This window comes from Elioraea tepidiphila DSM 17972 (assembly GCF_000378465.1).
GTDB classification, from domain to species: Bacteria; Pseudomonadota; Alphaproteobacteria; order Acetobacterales; family Acetobacteraceae; genus Elioraea; species Elioraea tepidiphila.
The window spans coordinates 12912-27423 of record NZ_KB899911.1 but is presented as its reverse complement, the minus strand read 5'-3'; the positions used below and the strand labels follow the sequence as shown (position 1 = coordinate 27423).

Annotated in this window: 13 protein-coding genes; 8 read left to right on the top strand and 5 right to left on the bottom strand. The window is 71.4% G+C overall.

Annotated elements, in window-relative coordinates; genetic code table 11:
- The first annotated feature begins 178 nt into the window (after window positions 1-178).
- Together asnB and F563_RS21190 are read left to right on the top strand one after the other, a co-directional pair.
- The gene (gene asnB / locus F563_RS21195) at window positions 179-2092 is read left to right on the top strand and encodes an asparagine synthase (glutamine-hydrolyzing) (RefSeq protein ID WP_019012907.1); all 1914 of its coding nucleotides are present in this window, start codon (window positions 179-181) and stop codon (window positions 2090-2092) included.
- A 49-nt stretch (window positions 2093-2141) separates the two neighbouring features.
- Window positions 2142-2954, top strand: coding sequence for a class I SAM-dependent methyltransferase (locus tag F563_RS21190; protein WP_019012906.1), 813 nt, complete (start codon window positions 2142-2144; stop codon window positions 2952-2954).
- A gap of 18 nt (window positions 2955-2972) precedes the next feature.
- Here F563_RS21190 and F563_RS0101675 read toward each other — a convergent pair whose 3' ends face one another.
- Window positions 2973-3962: a Bug family tripartite tricarboxylate transporter substrate binding protein gene (locus F563_RS0101675; protein WP_019012905.1), complete on the bottom strand. Its 990-nt coding sequence runs from the start codon at window positions 3960-3962 to the stop codon at window positions 2973-2975.
- A 97-nt stretch (window positions 3963-4059) separates the two neighbouring features.
- On the opposite strand from F563_RS0101675, the gene F563_RS0101670 reads away from it, so the two are divergent.
- Window positions 4060-5304, top strand: a complete 1245-nt coding sequence (locus F563_RS0101670) for an amidohydrolase family protein (protein ID WP_019012904.1) — start codon at window positions 4060-4062, stop codon at window positions 5302-5304.
- On the opposite strand, the gene F563_RS0101665 is transcribed toward F563_RS0101670, so the two are convergent.
- Window positions 5301-6053, bottom strand: coding sequence for an SDR family NAD(P)-dependent oxidoreductase (locus F563_RS0101665; protein WP_035574420.1), 753 nt, complete (start codon window positions 6051-6053; stop codon window positions 5301-5303). The genes F563_RS0101670 and F563_RS0101665 overlap by 4 nt on opposite strands.
- A gap of 153 nt (window positions 6054-6206) precedes the next feature.
- On the opposite strand from F563_RS0101665, the gene F563_RS0101660 reads away from it, so the two are divergent.
- The 4 genes from F563_RS0101660 to F563_RS0101645 are packed head-to-tail and all read left to right on the top strand — an operon-like array spanning window position 6207 to window position 10254.
- On the top strand, window positions 6207-7247 hold the full coding sequence (locus F563_RS0101660; RefSeq protein ID WP_019012902.1) for a DctP family TRAP transporter solute-binding subunit: 1041 nt from the start codon (window positions 6207-6209) through the stop codon (window positions 7245-7247).
- Window positions 7248-7286: 39 nt separating this feature from the next.
- A complete protein-coding gene (locus F563_RS0101655) occupies window positions 7287-7802 on the top strand; it encodes a TRAP transporter small permease (protein ID WP_019012901.1) in 516 nt (171 codons plus the stop codon).
- Window positions 7803-7805: 3 nt separating this feature from the next.
- A complete protein-coding gene (locus F563_RS0101650) occupies window positions 7806-9101 on the top strand; it encodes a TRAP transporter large permease (RefSeq protein WP_019012900.1) in 1296 nt (431 codons plus the stop codon).
- Window positions 9102-9108: 7 nt separating this feature from the next.
- On the top strand, window positions 9109-10254 hold the full coding sequence (locus tag F563_RS0101645; RefSeq protein WP_019012899.1) for a hypothetical protein: 1146 nt from the start codon (window positions 9109-9111) through the stop codon (window positions 10252-10254).
- On the opposite strand, the gene F563_RS0101640 is transcribed toward F563_RS0101645, so the two are convergent.
- Together F563_RS0101640 and F563_RS0101635 are read right to left on the bottom strand one after the other, a co-directional pair.
- The gene (locus tag F563_RS0101640; protein WP_019012898.1) at window positions 10242-11003 is read right to left on the bottom strand and encodes a class II aldolase/adducin family protein; all 762 of its coding nucleotides are present in this window, start codon (window positions 11001-11003) and stop codon (window positions 10242-10244) included. The two genes, F563_RS0101645 and F563_RS0101640, sit on opposite strands and share 13 nt — an antisense overlap.
- A 10-nt stretch (window positions 11004-11013) precedes the next feature.
- Window positions 11014-12024 carry a succinylglutamate desuccinylase/aspartoacylase family protein gene (locus F563_RS0101635; protein ID WP_019012897.1) on the bottom strand — a complete coding sequence of 337 codons (1011 nt, stop codon included), beginning with the start codon at window positions 12022-12024 and terminating at the stop codon, window positions 11014-11016.
- Between the two features lie 105 nt (window positions 12025-12129).
- Between F563_RS0101635 and F563_RS0101630 the strand changes: the two genes are divergently transcribed.
- Entirely contained in the window at window positions 12130-13677 is a 1548-nt protein-coding gene (locus F563_RS0101630; RefSeq protein ID WP_019012896.1) for an ABC transporter substrate-binding protein, read from the top strand.
- 42 nt (window positions 13678-13719) lie between these two features.
- On the opposite strand, the gene F563_RS0101625 is transcribed toward F563_RS0101630, so the two are convergent.
- On the bottom strand, window positions 13720-14481 hold the full coding sequence (locus F563_RS0101625) for a class II aldolase/adducin family protein (protein ID WP_019012895.1): 762 nt from the start codon (window positions 14479-14481) through the stop codon (window positions 13720-13722).
- Between the last annotated feature and the right edge of the window lie 31 nt (window positions 14482-14512).

Here is a 14512-nt window from a genome sequence, read left to right as displayed (position 1 = left end):
GCTTCGTCCGCTCTGCGACGCTATTGCGTTCGGTCCTAGCAGAAGCGCCGGGGGCGTGCCAGCGTGTCCGCGCCCCGGTCCCGCGTGCCGGCTTGACCGCCGCCGGCCCGCAATGCTGCAAAGGCGCCGACGCCGGATGCCACGGCCGGCGCGGCCCTGCGTGAGACATGATCGAGCCATGTGCGGAATTGCCGGGATCATCCTGAAGCGCGGGCAGCCCGGCGCCATCGATACGGGCGCGATCGCCCGCCGCATGGCCGATCTCATGGCGCATCGCGGCCCCGACGACGCCGGCGTCTGGGTCTCGCCCGATGGGCGGGTGGCGCTGTCGCATCGCCGCCTCGCCATCATCGACCTGAGCGCGGCCGGCCACCAGCCGATGACCGGCCGATCGGGACGGACGCACATCGTCTTCAACGGCGAGATCTACAACTTCCGCGACCTGCGCGCCCGCTTCGAGGCCGAGGGCGTGGCGTTCCGGTCCGACAGCGACACCGAGGTGCTGCTCGAGGCGCTGGAGCGCGACGGTGCGGCGGCGCTCAATTCGCTCGACGCGATGTTCGCCTTCGCCTGGTACGACGAGGCGTCCGGGCGGCTGATGCTGGCGCGCGACATCTTCGGCGAGAAGCCGCTCTACTATACCGACAATGACACCTGCTTCGCCTTCGCCTCGGAGTTGTCGGCGCTGGCCGAGGTGCCGGGTTTCGACGACCGCGTCGATGGCGACACGATCGCGCGCTTCCTCGCCTATCAGTACGTGCCCGCCCCCGAGACAATCTATCGTGGCGCGCGCAAGCTGCCGCCCGCGCATCTGCTCATGCGCGAGGCCGACGGCACGTTCGCGACGCGCGCCCATTACCGGTTCGTCCCCGACGGGCCGGCCGAGCCGGCGCGCAGCCTGAGCGAGGCCGCGGACGAACTGGAAGCGATCCTGGTGGGCACGGTGCGCCAGCGGCTCATCAGCGACGTGCCGCTCGGCGCCTTCCTCTCGGGCGGCGTCGATTCCAGCCTTGTCGTCGCGCTCGCCGCGCGCGTGCTCGGCCAACCCGTCAAGACCTTCACGATCGGCTTCGCCGGCTTCGCCGAGTCCGAGCACAAGGACGCCGCCGAGGTCGCGGGCCTGCTCGGCACCGACCACCGCGAGCAGGTGCTGAGCCCCGACAGCGTCGGGCTCTGCGAGCAGATCGGCCGTGTGCTCGACGAGCCGAACGCCGACAGCTCCTGCCTGCCGACCTTCCTGCTGAGCCGCTTCACGCGCGAGGCCGTGACGGTCGCGCTCTCGGGCGATGGCGGCGACGAGCTGTTCGGCGGCTATGGCCGCTACATGGCGACGGTCGACGAGGCGACGGAGGCCGCGCGGCTGCGCCTGCCGGGCTTCTCGCCGGGCGCCGCCTACTGGTCGGCGCGCCTGCTCGTCTTTCCGGAGAGCGAGCTCCAGGCGCTCGCCGGCGGCGTGCCGGCTGCGCTGGTGGACGAGTTCGCGACCGCGCGCGCAGCGCTCGATGGCGATCCGCGGCCGCTCGTGCATCGGCTGCGCGAGGCCGATGTGCGCATGTACATGCCCGGCGCGGTGCTGGCCAAGGTCGACCGGATGAGCATGCAGTCGAGCCTGGAGGTGCGCGCGCCCCTGCTCGGCCGCGAGGTCGCCGACTTCGCGAGCCGCCTCGCCGCGTCGGAGTGCGTGCGCGGCGGCGCGGGCAAGCACGTGCTTAAGGAGGTGGCGCGCCGCTACCTGCCGTCCGCGATCATCGACCGGCCGAAGCGCGGTTTCGGCCTGCCGATGGGGCTGTGGGGGGCCGAGGCGCTGCTGCCGGCGGCGCGCGCGCTGCTGCTGTCCGGGCCGACCTGCCTCGCCGCCTGGATCCCGCGCGACCGACTCGCCCGCTACCTCGACCGCATGACGCGCGACTTCAGCGCCTATCGCGTCTGGGCGCTGCTGGTGCTGGAGTTCTGGCTGCGCACGCATCGCCACAGCGTCGGTGCCCCGCTCGCCACCACCGCCGCCCTCAGCGCACCGGTCGCGGGGCGCGCGGCGAACCGGCTCGTCAGGCTGCTCGCGCGCGGGCGCCGCATGGTCGCGCGGTTCACATGAGAGGGGCGGATGACCGGCAGGGAGGCGCCGTGACCGGCGAGCGGATGCGGTGACGGCCGGCACGGGCGTGGGGGCGCAGTTCGAGTTCGGGCGCAACTGGGCGGATTTCGCCGAGCACCTCTCGCCGGCGGCGGTCGAGCAGGCGGTCGCCGGGCTGCAGCGGCTCGTCCCCGACGGCGCGCTCGCCGGCAAGGAGGTGCTCGACATCGGCTGCGGCTCCGGCCTGCACGCGGTCGCGGCGCTGCGGCTCGGCGCGGCGCGCGTCACCGCGATCGACCTCGACCCCGATTCGGTCGCGACCGCCGAGCGAGTGCTCGGCCGCTACGCGCCCGGCGCCGCCTGGTCGGTGAGCCAGCGCAGCGTGTTCGCGATCGACGACCTGCCGCGCTTCCCGGTCGTCTATTCCTGGGGCGTGCTGCACCACACCGGCGACATGCGCCGCGCCATCCGCTGCGCGGCCGACCGTGTCGCGCCGGGGGGGCTGCTGATCATCGCGCTCTACCGGCGCACGCCGCTCTGCGGCCTCTGGCGCATCGAGAAGCGGCTCTACGTGGCTGCGCCGAAGCCCGTGCGGCGGCTGATCGAGGCGGCCTACACCACCGCCTTCCGCGCCGCCATGGTGCTGCGCGGACGCAGCTTCCGCGCCTATGTCGACGGCTATGTCGCCAATCGCGGCATGAACTGGATGACGGATGTGCGCGACTGGCTGGGCGGCTATCCCTACGAGTCGATCTCGGAGGCCGACATGCTCGCCTTCGCCGCCGAGCTCGGGCTCGCGCCGGTGCGGCGCTTCTGCCACCGCCCCGGCATCGGCCTGTTCGGCACCGGCTGCGACGAGTACGTCTTCGCGCGCCCCGGCTGAGCGCGCGCACCCGCCGCCTCAATCGACGGTGATGTTGCCGGCGCGGATCACCTCGCGCCAGCGGTCGAGCTCGCTGCGGACCAGCGCGGTGTACTCCGCCGGGCCGAGCCTGCCGGGCCGCACGCCGATCGCGCCGAAGCGCTCCTTCACCAGGTCGGAGGCGAGCGCCGCCGCGATCGCGACGCGCCAGCGTTCGGCGACCGCCTCGGGAATGCCCGCCGCGGCCGAGAAGCCGAACCAGTTGGTCGAGACGACCGTCGGGAAACCGCTCTCGGCGAAGGTCGGCACGTCGGGCAGCGTGGTGGCGCGCTCGGCCTCGCTGGTGGCGATCGGCCGCAGCCGCCCGCCGCGGATATTGCCCATCGCGGTGGGCAGGCTTTCCATCAGCGAGGGGATCTGGCCGCCGATCACGTCGGTCATTGCCGGCGCCGAGCCGCGATAGGGCACGTGCACCAGCTCGATCCCGGCCGCGCGCATGAAGAGCTGGCCGATCAGGTGGTTCATCGTGCCGTTGCCGCCCGAGCCGTACTGCACCTGCCCGGGCCGCCCCTCCGCCAGCGCCACGTAGTCGGCAAGCGTGCGCACGGGCAGGTCGACGTTCACGCAGAGCACGCTCGGGAAGGTGCCGACCAGGTGGATGTGGGTGAAGTCCGCTACCGGATCATAGGGCACGGAACGATACAGCACCGGCCCGATCCCGTGCGAGGCCGCGTTCGACATCATCACCACATGCGCATCCCCGCGCGCGCGGGCCACGACCTCCGAGCCGACCATGCCGCCCGCGCCGGGCCGGTTCTCGACCACGATCGGCTGGCCGAGCGAAGTGCCGAGCGCCTCGGCAAGCGCGCGAGAGAGGATGTCGGCGGCCCCGCCGGGCGGGAAGTTGACGATCCATCGGATCGGCCGCTCGGGCCAGGCCTGGGCGCGCGCCACCGACGGTGCCGCCAGCGCCGCGGCGCCCAGCAGAACGGCACGCCGCCGAAGCGTTGGGCAGTCGCGAGCGGTCATCGGTCCGTCTCCCTGTGCTCTTTCGCGTTCATGCACCCTGGGCAGCAAGGCACATGCCATGCATCCTGCCAATCCTCGCCGATCGCCGGAGACCTTCATGAGCCTCGACCTGCTGCTGCGCGATGTCCGCCTGCCCGATGCCCGCGCGACCGACCCGACGGTGGACATCGCCGTCGCGGATGGCCGCATCGCCGAGATCCGCCGCGGCATCACGGGCACGGCGCGCGAGACGGTGGAGGGCGGCGGGCGCGTCGTCGCCGGCGGCTTCGTCGAGACCCACATCCATCTCGACAAGACCTGCATCCTCGGCCGCTGCGCCTGCGAGACCACGCGCAACCCGCACCGCGCGATGGAACGCGTCTCGGAAATCAAGCACACCTTCACGGTGGAGGATGTGACCGCGCGCGCTAGCCGCACGCTCGAGAAGTGCATCAGCCATGGCTGCACGCGGATGCGCACCCATGTCGAGGTCGATCCCAAGGTGGGGCTGCGCGGGCTCGAAGGCGTGAAGGCGGCGATCGCCCGCTACGCCTGGGCGATCGACATCGAGATCTGCGTGATGCCGCAGGAGGGGTTGACCAACAATCCCGGCACGGACGAGCTGATGGTGGCGGCGCTGAAGAACGGCGCGACCGTGGTCGGCGCGGCGCCAAACTACGACACCGACCGCGCCGCGCAGATCCGCCGCGTGTTCGAACTCGCGCGCGAATTCGATGTCGATATCGACATGCATCTCGACAGCGGCGCCTCGGCCGAGGAGCTCGACACGCTGCTCGTCTGCGAGCTGACGGAGAAATACGGCTGGGGCGGGCGCGTGGCGATCGGCCACGTCACCAAGCTCTCGACCATGCCGTATCGCGAGTTCGACGTGGTGGCGAAGCGGATGGCCGATGTCGGCGTCGCGCTGACGGTGCTGCCCGCGACCGATCTCTATCTCGGTGGGCGCGACCAGGAATGCCACGTACGCCGCAACACGGTGGACGCGAACCGGCTCTCGGATCTCGGCGTGCTCTGCTCGATCTCCTCGAACAACATCCTCAACCCGTTCACGCCGCTGGGCGACGGGCAGCTGATCCGCCAGGCCAATCTCTACGCCAACATCGTCCAGCGCGCGACGGACGCCGACCTGCGCGCGACCTGGGACATGTTCACCGCGGGTTCGGCGAAGCTGATGCGGCAGGGCGACTACGGCATCGCGGTCGGCAATCCGGGCGATCTCGTCGTCGTGGATGCGCCGACCGCGGTCGATGCCGTGCGCGAGATCGCGCCGGTGCTGCACGCGTTCAAGCGCGGCCGCCGCGCGGTGACGCGCGCGCCCGCCGTGCTGCATCCGCCTGCCTAGCGCCCGATCGCCGTCAGCCCGGCACCGGCGAAGCCGCCATCCACCGGCAGCGCGGCGCCGGTGACGAAGCCCGACTGCGCCGGGTCGAGCAGGAACAGCACGGCGCCCGCCATCTCCTCGGGCCGCGCGTAGCGGCGCTGCGGCACATGCGCGAGCCAGTGCGCGCGCGTCTCTGGCGTGTGCACCCGCGCGACCAGCGGCGTCTCGACCGGACCCGGACAGACCGCGTTCGCGCGGATCCCGTCGGCCGCGAGATCGACCGCCAGCACCTGCGTGAGGTTGATCACCGCCGCCTTCGAGCTGCCATAGGCCGCGCGCCCCTTGGACCCGCGCACGCCGGAGACCGAGGCGATCGTGACGATCGACCCGCCGCCGGTCTCGCGCATCCGCCGCGCCGCCGCCTTGGCGCACAGGAACGTTCCCGTCACGTTCACGTCCAGGATGCGGCGGAACTGATCGGCACTCGTCTCCAGCACATGCACGTCCGCCGCGATGCCGGCGGCGGTGACCAGGCCGACCAGCGTCGCGGCGTCGGACACCTCCGCGATCCAGCCCTCGACGCGCGCCTCGTCGGTGACGTCGAGCTGGCTGAACAGCGCCTCCTTCGGCAGCGCCTCGCGCGCAGCCTCCAGCGCGACCCGGTCGCGGTCCGCCACCGCGACCCGGTATCCCGCCCCGGCCGCCGCGCGCGCGATCGCCAGCCCGATCCCCGATGCGCCGCCGGTCACGGCGACCACCCCTCGTGTCATGACGCCCCTCCTCGCCCCGGCCCGCCACTGTGGCCGATCGGCCCGCCGTTGATAAGCGACAGGGCCATGACCCCTTGCGCAGCCGCCCCCCTCCTTCGCATTCTGCCGCCAAACCCGCGCCTGCCGGGACCAGCACGTGAGGAGGATTCACCGATGACCATGGCCACCAACCGCCGCTCGCTGCTGCTCGGCAGCGCCGGCCTCGCCGCCGGGCTCGCCACCCCCTGGGTGTCGCGCGCCCAGGCGCTGAAGAGCGAGTACAAGCTCTCGGTGGTCGGCAACCGGCCGATCCCGCTCTCCGAGGGCGCGTTCCAGTGGGCCGAGCTCGTCACCGAGCGCACCCAGGGCCGCATCAACGTGAAGGTCTATCCCGGCAGCCAGCTCGTCGGCGGCGACCAGACGCGCGAGCTGCTGGCGATGCGCCAGGGCGTGATCGACATGACGGTGTCCTCGACGATCAACCTCTCGCCGCAGATCCGCGAGATGACGCTGTTCTCGATGCCGTTCCTGATGCCCGGCCATCGGGCCTTCGACGCGCTGATCAACGGCGAGCCCGGGCGCGACCTGTTCCAGGTGCTCGCCCAGCGCGAGGTCGTGCCGCTCGCCTGGGGCGAGAACGGGTTCCGCGAGATCTCCAACTCGCGCCGGCCGATCCGCACGCCCGAGGATCTGCGCGGCCTGAAGATCCGCTTCGCGGCCGGCGCGATCTTCGCCGACATCTACAACGCGCTCGGCGCCAACCCGGTGCAGATGTCGTTCGCCGACCTCCAGCCCGCGCTCTCGACCGGCGCGGTGGACGGGCAGGAGAACCCGATCAACCTGTTCCTCGCCTTCAAGATGGACACGCTCGCGCAGCGCCACCTGACGGTGTGGAACTACTGCGCCGATGCCGGCATCTTCCACGTCGCCAAGGGCGTGTGGGAGAGCTTCTCGAAGGCCGATCAGGAGATCGTCGCCGAGAGCGCGAAGGAGGCGGCCCGACGCCAGATCGCCGCCGCCCGCAAGGGCATCGGCGACGGCGACCGCTCGTCCTTCGACGAGCTCGCGAAGCGCAACGTCGCCGTGGTCGAGCTGTCGGATGCCGAGAAGCAGGCCTTCGCGCGCGCGACCCGGTCGGTGTTCGACACCTGGGCGAGCCGCATCGGGGCCGACCTCGTGCGCAAGGCCGAGGCCGCGATCAAGGCGGTCGCCTGACGGGTGATGGGCGGGGGCCGCGCGCCTCCGCCGCCGCGCATGGCCGATCCCGACCGCCATGAGGCGCCGGGCCTGAAGCTCGGCGAAGCCCCGCCGCGCGTGCCCGTCTCGATCGAGGGCGCGATCGGCGCGGCGATCATGGCCGCGCTCGCCCTGATCACCTTCGCCAATGTGCTGGCGCGCTACTTCACCAATGTCTCGATCGCCTTCACCGAGGAGTACTCGGTGGCGCTCATGGTGATCATGACGCTGATCGGCTCGGCCGCCGCGTTCGGCGCCGACAAGCACATCCGCCTCACCTTCTTCACCGAGAAGCTGCCGGTACGCCTCGCGCGCGCGATCGAGCAGGTGGTGCTGGCCGCGGCCTTCTTCGTCTTCGCCGCGATCGCCTGGCTCGGCGGCTGGTATGTGTGGGACGAGTATCGGTTCGAGGTGCTCTCGCCCGGGCTCGGCGTGCCGCAATGGCTCTACACGGTGTGGATGCCCGTGCTCGCCGTGCTGATCTGCCTGCGCATCCTCGGGCGCATGGTCCGTGTGGCGCGGGCGCGGGGCTGAGCCATGGTGATCGAAGGCTCCGCCCTGCTGCTCGGCGCGTTCTTCCTGCTGCTGTTCCTCGGCGTGCCGGTCGGCATCGCGCTCGGGCTCTCGGGTTTCGCCGTGATGGGCGTGCACCAGCTCGGCATCATGGCGCTGCCGACGAATATCTGGACCGGGATCGCGAAGTATCCGCTGCTCGCGCTGCCGATGTTCATCCTCGCCGGGATGATGTTCGAACGCTCGGGGGTTGCCGAGCGGCTGGTGCGCTTCGCCTCCTCGCTGGTGGGACGCCGGCGCGGCGGGCTCGCCGTGGTCGCGGTGCTGGTGTGCATGATCCTGGGCGGCATCTCGGGCTCTGGCGCGGCGGATGCGGCCGCGGTCTCGGCCGTGATGCTGCCCTCGATGCTGAAGCAGAACTATCCGCGGCCCTATGTCGCCTCCCTGATCGGCGCGGCCGGCTCGACCGCGGTGCTGATCCCGCCCTCGATCCCGCTGATCGTCTATGCGGTGCTGGTGCCCGGCGTCTCCGTACCGGCGCTGTTCGTCGGCGGGCTGATCCCGGGCGTGCTGGTGGGGCTGTCGCTGATGGTCCCGGCGGTGGTTCTCGCGCGGCTCGGCGGGTTCGGCCTGCCCGATCCGAACGAACCGCGCCCGCCGTTCGGGCGCAGCTTCGTCGAGGCCGCCTGGGGCCTCGCCGCGCCGGTGGTGATCCTGGGCGGGCTGCGCACCGGGCTGTTCACGCCGACCGAGGCGGCGGTCGTCGCGGTGTTCTACGGCCTGTTCGTCGGCGTGGCGATCTACCGCACGCTCGGGCCGCGCGAGATCTACGAGACGCTGCGCGACAGCGCCGAGATCTCGGCGGTGGTGCTGATCATCGTCGCGCTGGCGAGCATCTTCGCCTTCGCCGGCGCGACCGTCGGCGCCTTCGATGCGCTCGCGCGCACGCTGCTCGGGCTGACCGAGAGCGACCTGGTGATGAAGCTGATGATCACCGCGATCGTGCTGATCGCGGGGATGCTGATCGATGCGATCTCGATCTTCCTCGTCTTCCTGCCGATCCTCGTGCCGATCGCGCGCCAGTTCGGCTGGGACCTCACCTGGTTCGGAATCGTGCTGACCATGAACATCGCGATCGGCGCCTTCACCCCGCCCATGGCCGTGAACCTGATGGTCACCTGCAAGGTGGCCGGCTGCTCGATCGAGCAGACCGTGCCCTGGGTGATCTGGTTCGTGCTGGCCATGCTCGCCGCGCTCTGCCTCGTGCTGTTCGTGCCCGAGGTGGCGCTGTTCCTGCCGCGCCTGCTCGGCGACGTGTGAGCGCGCCATGACACCCGCGTCCTTCTTCGCCGCCTATGACGCGTTCGGCGAACGGCGCGCCGGTAGCGCGGGCGATGCCGCCTCCGCCGCCTGGCTGCGCGAACAGGCCGAGCGGACCGGGGCCGAGGCCGTACTCGTTCCGGCGCCGTTCACCCGGTTCGTGCCCGGAGACGCGCGCATCGAGGCCGAGCGCGCCACGATCGCGGGGCTGCCGCTGTTCGACGGCGGGACGACGCCGCCCGAGGGGATCACCGGCACGCTCGGCGCGCTCGGCTCGGATGCCCCGATCGGCTTCGCCGAGATGGACCCGGCCGCGGCGAGCCTGCCCGGCAACGCCTTCGCCCGCGCCCGGCAGCAGAGCCGTCACCAGGGCATCGTCATCGCGATGCGCACGAAGCCCGACGGGCTCGCCCCCTTGAACGCGCACGACATCGAACATCCGTTCGGCCCCGCGGTGCTGCAGGTGGCAGGGCGCGATGCCGCCCGCCTCGCCGCCCTCGCCGCGTCAGGCGCCGCCGCCCGTCTGGTCGTGACCGGCACGCGCGTGCCCGCCGTGTCGCACTCGGTGCGCGCCACGCTCGCCGGCGCCGCGCCGCCGCTCGTGCTGCTGACCCCGCGCACCTCGTGGTGGACCAGCACGGCCGAGCGCGGCGGCGGCATCCTCGCCTGGCTGGAGGCGCTGCGCGCGCTCGCCCCGTCACCCCGCATGCGCGCGGTGGTCGCGCTCGCTACCTGCGGGCATGAGCTCGGCCATGTCGGCGCGCGCCGGATCTTCACCGACGAGCCGGCCCTCGCGCGCGATGCCGCGCTCACGATCCATCTCGGCGCCAATCTCGGCACCGCCGAGGAGCCCCATCTGACCGTGCGCAGCAATGTCGACGGCCTCGCCGAACGCATGACCGCGGCGCTCGTCGCCGCCGGCCATCCGCGCCCGCCGATCGAGCCCGTCACCGGCGGCACGGCGAACGGCGAGGCGCACGAGATCGCCTCGCGCGGCGGCCGCTACCTCTCGCTGATCGGCCGCAACCCGTGGTTCCACGCGCCCGAGGACCGCTACCCCGTCAGCGTCGACCTGCCGCGCGCCGAGGCGATCGCGCGCGCCGTCGCCGCCCTCGCGGTCGAGGTCGCGCGCGAGGATCGTCAGGTCGCGTAGTCGGGCTCTTCCTTGTCGAGCACGCGCCGCCATGCGTCGAGATGCATGCGCGCATCGACCTTCGCCCCCCAGGGGCCGAGATAGTTGCGGCGGAGCTTCTCCGGCAGCGTGCGCAGCTTCAGCCCGGTCGAGAGGGCGGTGACCTGATACATGGCCGTGCGCTCGGCGATATAGAGCTCGTCGAACGCCTCATGCGGCGTCGGCCCGGCCACCGAGACGCCGTGCCCGCCCATCACCATGATCGACTTGTCGCCGAGCAGCCGCCCCAGCCGATCCCCCTCCTCGTTGTCGTGCACCGGCTCGTCGCCCTCGACGTCGTAGACGATGCGGTCGTTCAGCATCAGGTTGTTGTGATGCGCGAGCGCGAGCTCGCCGCCCTCCAGCATCGACAGCGCGGTCAGGTACTGCGGATGAACGTGCAGCAGCGCCACCGCCTTAGGGTTGGTGAGATGGATGCGCGCATGGATGTGGAAGGCCACCTTGCGCAGCTCGCCCTTGCCGCGCAGCACCTTGCCGTCGAGGTCGCAGACGATCAGGTCGGAGGCCTTCAGCTCGCGGAACAGGTAGCCGCGCGGGTTGATCAGGAACAGCGGCTCGTCGCCCGGCAGCATCACGCTGTTGTGGTTGCCGATCTGCTCGTTCCAGCCGAGCCGCGCGGAGACGCGGAAGATCGCCGCCATGTCGCAGCGCAGCGCCCACTCCGCCTCGTCGGCCTTGCTGTTGCTGAGGTTCTTCACCACCGCCGTCATCGTCGTCCTCCTATGGCATGTCGCGCGCGACCACCGCGACCGGATCACCCTCGCGGCAACGGCCGGGTGCGCGCGTGCACCAGAGCAGCCCCTCCGCGCCGTAGGTGAGCACCTCGGCCGGGCGGAGCGGCTCCTCGATCGCGTGCAGCCGCCCGGCCACGGCACCGGCGCGCACCGAGGCGCCGAGCGGATCGGCCGCCTCCCAGATCCCGTCCGCCGGCGCGAACACGTAGTGCGCCAGGTCGGGCACGGTCATGCGCCGGCTTCTCCCGTGCGCGCCCGTCACCGGCTTGCCCTCCAGGATGCCGAGATGGCGCAGCACGTTGCGCACGCCGGCCTCGGTGATCGCGAGCGCCTCGCGCGAGAGCCGGCCCGCACCGCCGAGTTCCGAGGAGAGGGCGACCACCCCGCGCCGCTCCGCCGCGGCGAGCAGCGTCGGGCCCGCGTTCACTTCCTCCAGCAGCAGCGTGATCGGCGCGTTGAACGCGTCCGCCATGGCGAGGCTGCGCTCCATGTAGCCGGCATCGTCGATCACATGCCCGACCGCCGAGGGCACCATCTCCATCCCCGTGCCGCCCGAGTGCAGATCCATCTGCGCGTCGCACATCGGCAGCAGATGCGTATCGACGTAGTGCGCCAGCACCTCGGCGAAGCTGCCGCGCGGATTGCCGGGGAAGCAGCGGTTGAAGTCCTTGCCGTCGAGCGGGCTGAGGCGCGTGCCCGCGCGCGCGGCCGGGAAATGCATCGCCGGCAGGATGATCACCCGCCCCGCGACCTGCGCCGGATCGAGCGTCTGCGCGAGGCGGAGCAGCGCCACCTGGCCCTCGTACTCGTCGCCATGGTTGCCGGCGGTGAACAGCATGGTCGGCCCGGTGCCGTTCGCGATCACCACCGCCGGGATCGCCACCGTCCCCCAGCCGGAATCGTTGCGCGACAGCGGTACCCGGAGCCGGCCCGCCCGCTTGCCGCTCGCCCACCAGTCGATCTCCGCCCGCACCGGCGACGATGCCGCCTCGTTCACGCCCCGCTCCTCTCGCGGCGGTGACTGTCGCGCCGCACGCGCCGTTTGCCAAGTGCCCCGCCGCGCGCCATCATTCCGTCGCACAACCGATGGGAGGCGAGAGCGATGATCACGCGCAGGCAACTCGGTCAGGCGTCGGTGGCGGGGCTCGGCGCCGCGGTGCTCGGCGCGCCGGCGATCGCGCAGAAGCGCGGCGGCGAGGTGGTGGTGGCGCAGCAGGCGCAGCCGCCGAGCCTGGATGCGCAAACCACCACGGCGCAGGCCAGCCGCAACATCAACCTGCACATCTACGAGACGCTGTTCGCCCGCGACGAGGCCGGCAATCCGATGCCCGATCTCGCCGAGGGCGTGGACATCTCGTCCGACGGCCTGACCTACCGTTTCGCCCTGCGAACCGGGGTGAAGTTCCACAACGGCAAGGTGATGGACGCGACCGACGTGAAGGCCTCGCTCGAGCGCTACGGCAAGGTGGGCGGCTCGGCCTTCATCATGCGCCCCGTGGACGCGATCGAGACCCCCGATGCGCGCACGGTGGTCGTGAAGCTGAAGGAGCCCTATCCGGGCTTCATCGCCGGGCTGTCCAGCCCGCGCGCGCCCTGCGCCATCATCCCGGCCGACGAGGCGGCGAAGGAGGCGAACCGGATCGAGATCATCGGCACCGGTCCGTTCCGCTTCGTCGAGTACCGGCCCGACAGCCATGTCCGGCTCGCCCGCTTCGACGACTACACGGCGAACTCGAACTTCCGCGAGCGTGACGGGTTCGGCGGCCGCAAGACCGCGCATTTCGACGCCATCACGATCCGCTTCATGCCCGAGGGCGGCGCCCGCACCGCCGGCTTGCAGACGGGCGAGCTGCACGTGCTCGAGGCGCTGGCCGTGCCGGCCGCGCAGCGGCTGCGCACCGACCGCAACATCCGCACCTACGAGATGATCCCCTGGGCCTACCAGACGCTGATGATGAACCACGCCCAGGGCCCGACCAACAACGTCGCGTTCCGCCGCGCCGTGCAGGCGGCCCTCGACCTCGAGGAGATCATGGCGATCTCCACCGACGGGCTCTACCGCATGACGCATGGCTGGCAGCATCCCGGCACGACCTATTTCGCCGGCGATGTCGGCAAGGAGCTCTACAATATCAAGAACCCCGACCGCGCGCGCGCCCTGCTGCGCGAGGCCGGCTACCGCAACGAGGAGGTGATCGTCCTCTCCGACTCCTCGTTCTCCAACCACAAGGCCGCCGGCGAGGTGACCGCGGAGCAGCTCAAGGCGATCGGCGTGAATGTGCGCCTGGTCGTGCTCGACTGGCCGTCCGCCCTCAGCCAGCGCACGCGGCGCGAGGGCTGGCACATCTGGACACTGATGCTGGGAATCGAGCCCTATGAGGGCCCCTATGGCGTGGTCGGGTTCTTCTCGGGCCACGCGCCAGTGCAGCACGAGCGCGATCCCGTGATCGAGGACGCGCAGCGCCGGCTCACCACCTCGCTCGCCGAGGCCGACCGCAAGAAGGCGGTCGCCGACTTCCAGGCGCGCATGTACGACCAGGCGATCGCCATCAAGTGCGGCGATGTCGGCATCGTCCAGGCGACGCGGGCGAACGTGGAGAACTACAAGCCCTATCGCATCCCGCGCATGTGGGATTGCTGGTTCGCCTGACGAAACGGCGGCGGCCGGCGGTCCCGGCCGCCGCCCCTCGCGTCAGGTGGCGTAGTCCGGCTCCTGCCGGTCGAGCACGCGCCGCCAGGCGTCGAGATGCAGGCGCGCGTCGCGCTTCTCGCCCCAGCGGCCGAGATAGTTCAGCCGGTACTGGTCGGGGATCTCGCGCAGCCTCTGTCCGGTCTGCATCGCCGTGATCTGGTACATGCAGGTCCGCTCGGCGCTGCACAGTTCGTCGAACGCCTCATGGGGCGTCGGCCCGACCACCGTCACGCCGTGATGCGCCATCACCAGGATGGTCTTCTCGCCGAGCAGCCGCGCGATCCGGTCGCCCTCCTCGTCGTCGTCCACCGGCGCATAGCCTTCCGTATCGTAAGCGACGCGGTCGTTCAGGATCAGGTTGTTGTGGTGCGACAGCGCGAGCCGGCCGCCATCGATCATCGACAGCGCCGTCAGGTATTGCGGGTGCACATGGATCACCGCGACCGCGTTCGGGTTGCCGAGATGGATGCGCGCATGGATGTGGAAGGCGACCTTGCGCAGCTCGCCCCGTCCGCTGATCACCCTGCCGTCGAGATCGCAGACGATCAGGTCGGAGGCGCGCAGCTCGCAGAACAGATGGCCGCGCGGGTTGATCAGGAACAGCGGCTCGTCGCCCGGCAGCATCACGGAGTTGTGGTTGCCGATCTTCTCGCTCCAGCCGAAGCGGGCGCACAGCCGGAAGATCGCCGCCATGTCGCAGCGGAGCGCCCACTCCGCCTCGTCGGCGGCGCTCGACGAGATCGACCGGATCACCGACGCCATGGCACTCCCTTTCCGTTGCCTGCCGCGCAAG

Excerpts from the sequence above, each read along its gene's own strand:
- asnB (WP_019012907.1), top strand. The coding sequence starts at position 179 with ATGTGCGGAATTGCCGGGATCATCCTGAAGCGCGGGCAGCCCGGCGCC.
- F563_RS0101675 (WP_019012905.1), bottom strand. The coding sequence starts at position 3,962 with ATGACCGCTCGCGACTGCCCAACGCTTCGGCGGCGTGCCGTTCTGCTG.
- F563_RS0101670 (WP_019012904.1), top strand. The coding sequence starts at position 4,060 with ATGAGCCTCGACCTGCTGCTGCGCGATGTCCGCCTGCCCGATGCCCGC.
- F563_RS0101665 (WP_035574420.1), bottom strand. The coding sequence starts at position 6,053 with ATGACACGAGGGGTGGTCGCCGTGACCGGCGGCGCATCGGGGATCGGG.
- F563_RS0101660 (WP_019012902.1), top strand. The coding sequence starts at position 6,207 with ATGACCATGGCCACCAACCGCCGCTCGCTGCTGCTCGGCAGCGCCGGC.
- F563_RS0101655 (WP_019012901.1), top strand. The coding sequence starts at position 7,287 with ATGGCCGATCCCGACCGCCATGAGGCGCCGGGCCTGAAGCTCGGCGAA.
- F563_RS0101650 (WP_019012900.1), top strand. The coding sequence starts at position 7,806 with ATGGTGATCGAAGGCTCCGCCCTGCTGCTCGGCGCGTTCTTCCTGCTG.
- F563_RS0101645 (WP_019012899.1), top strand. The coding sequence starts at position 9,109 with ATGACACCCGCGTCCTTCTTCGCCGCCTATGACGCGTTCGGCGAACGG.
- F563_RS0101640 (WP_019012898.1), bottom strand. The coding sequence starts at position 11,003 with ATGACGGCGGTGGTGAAGAACCTCAGCAACAGCAAGGCCGACGAGGCG.
- F563_RS0101630 (WP_019012896.1), top strand. The coding sequence starts at position 12,130 with ATGATCACGCGCAGGCAACTCGGTCAGGCGTCGGTGGCGGGGCTCGGC.
- F563_RS0101625 (WP_019012895.1), bottom strand. The coding sequence starts at position 14,481 with ATGGCGTCGGTGATCCGGTCGATCTCGTCGAGCGCCGCCGACGAGGCG.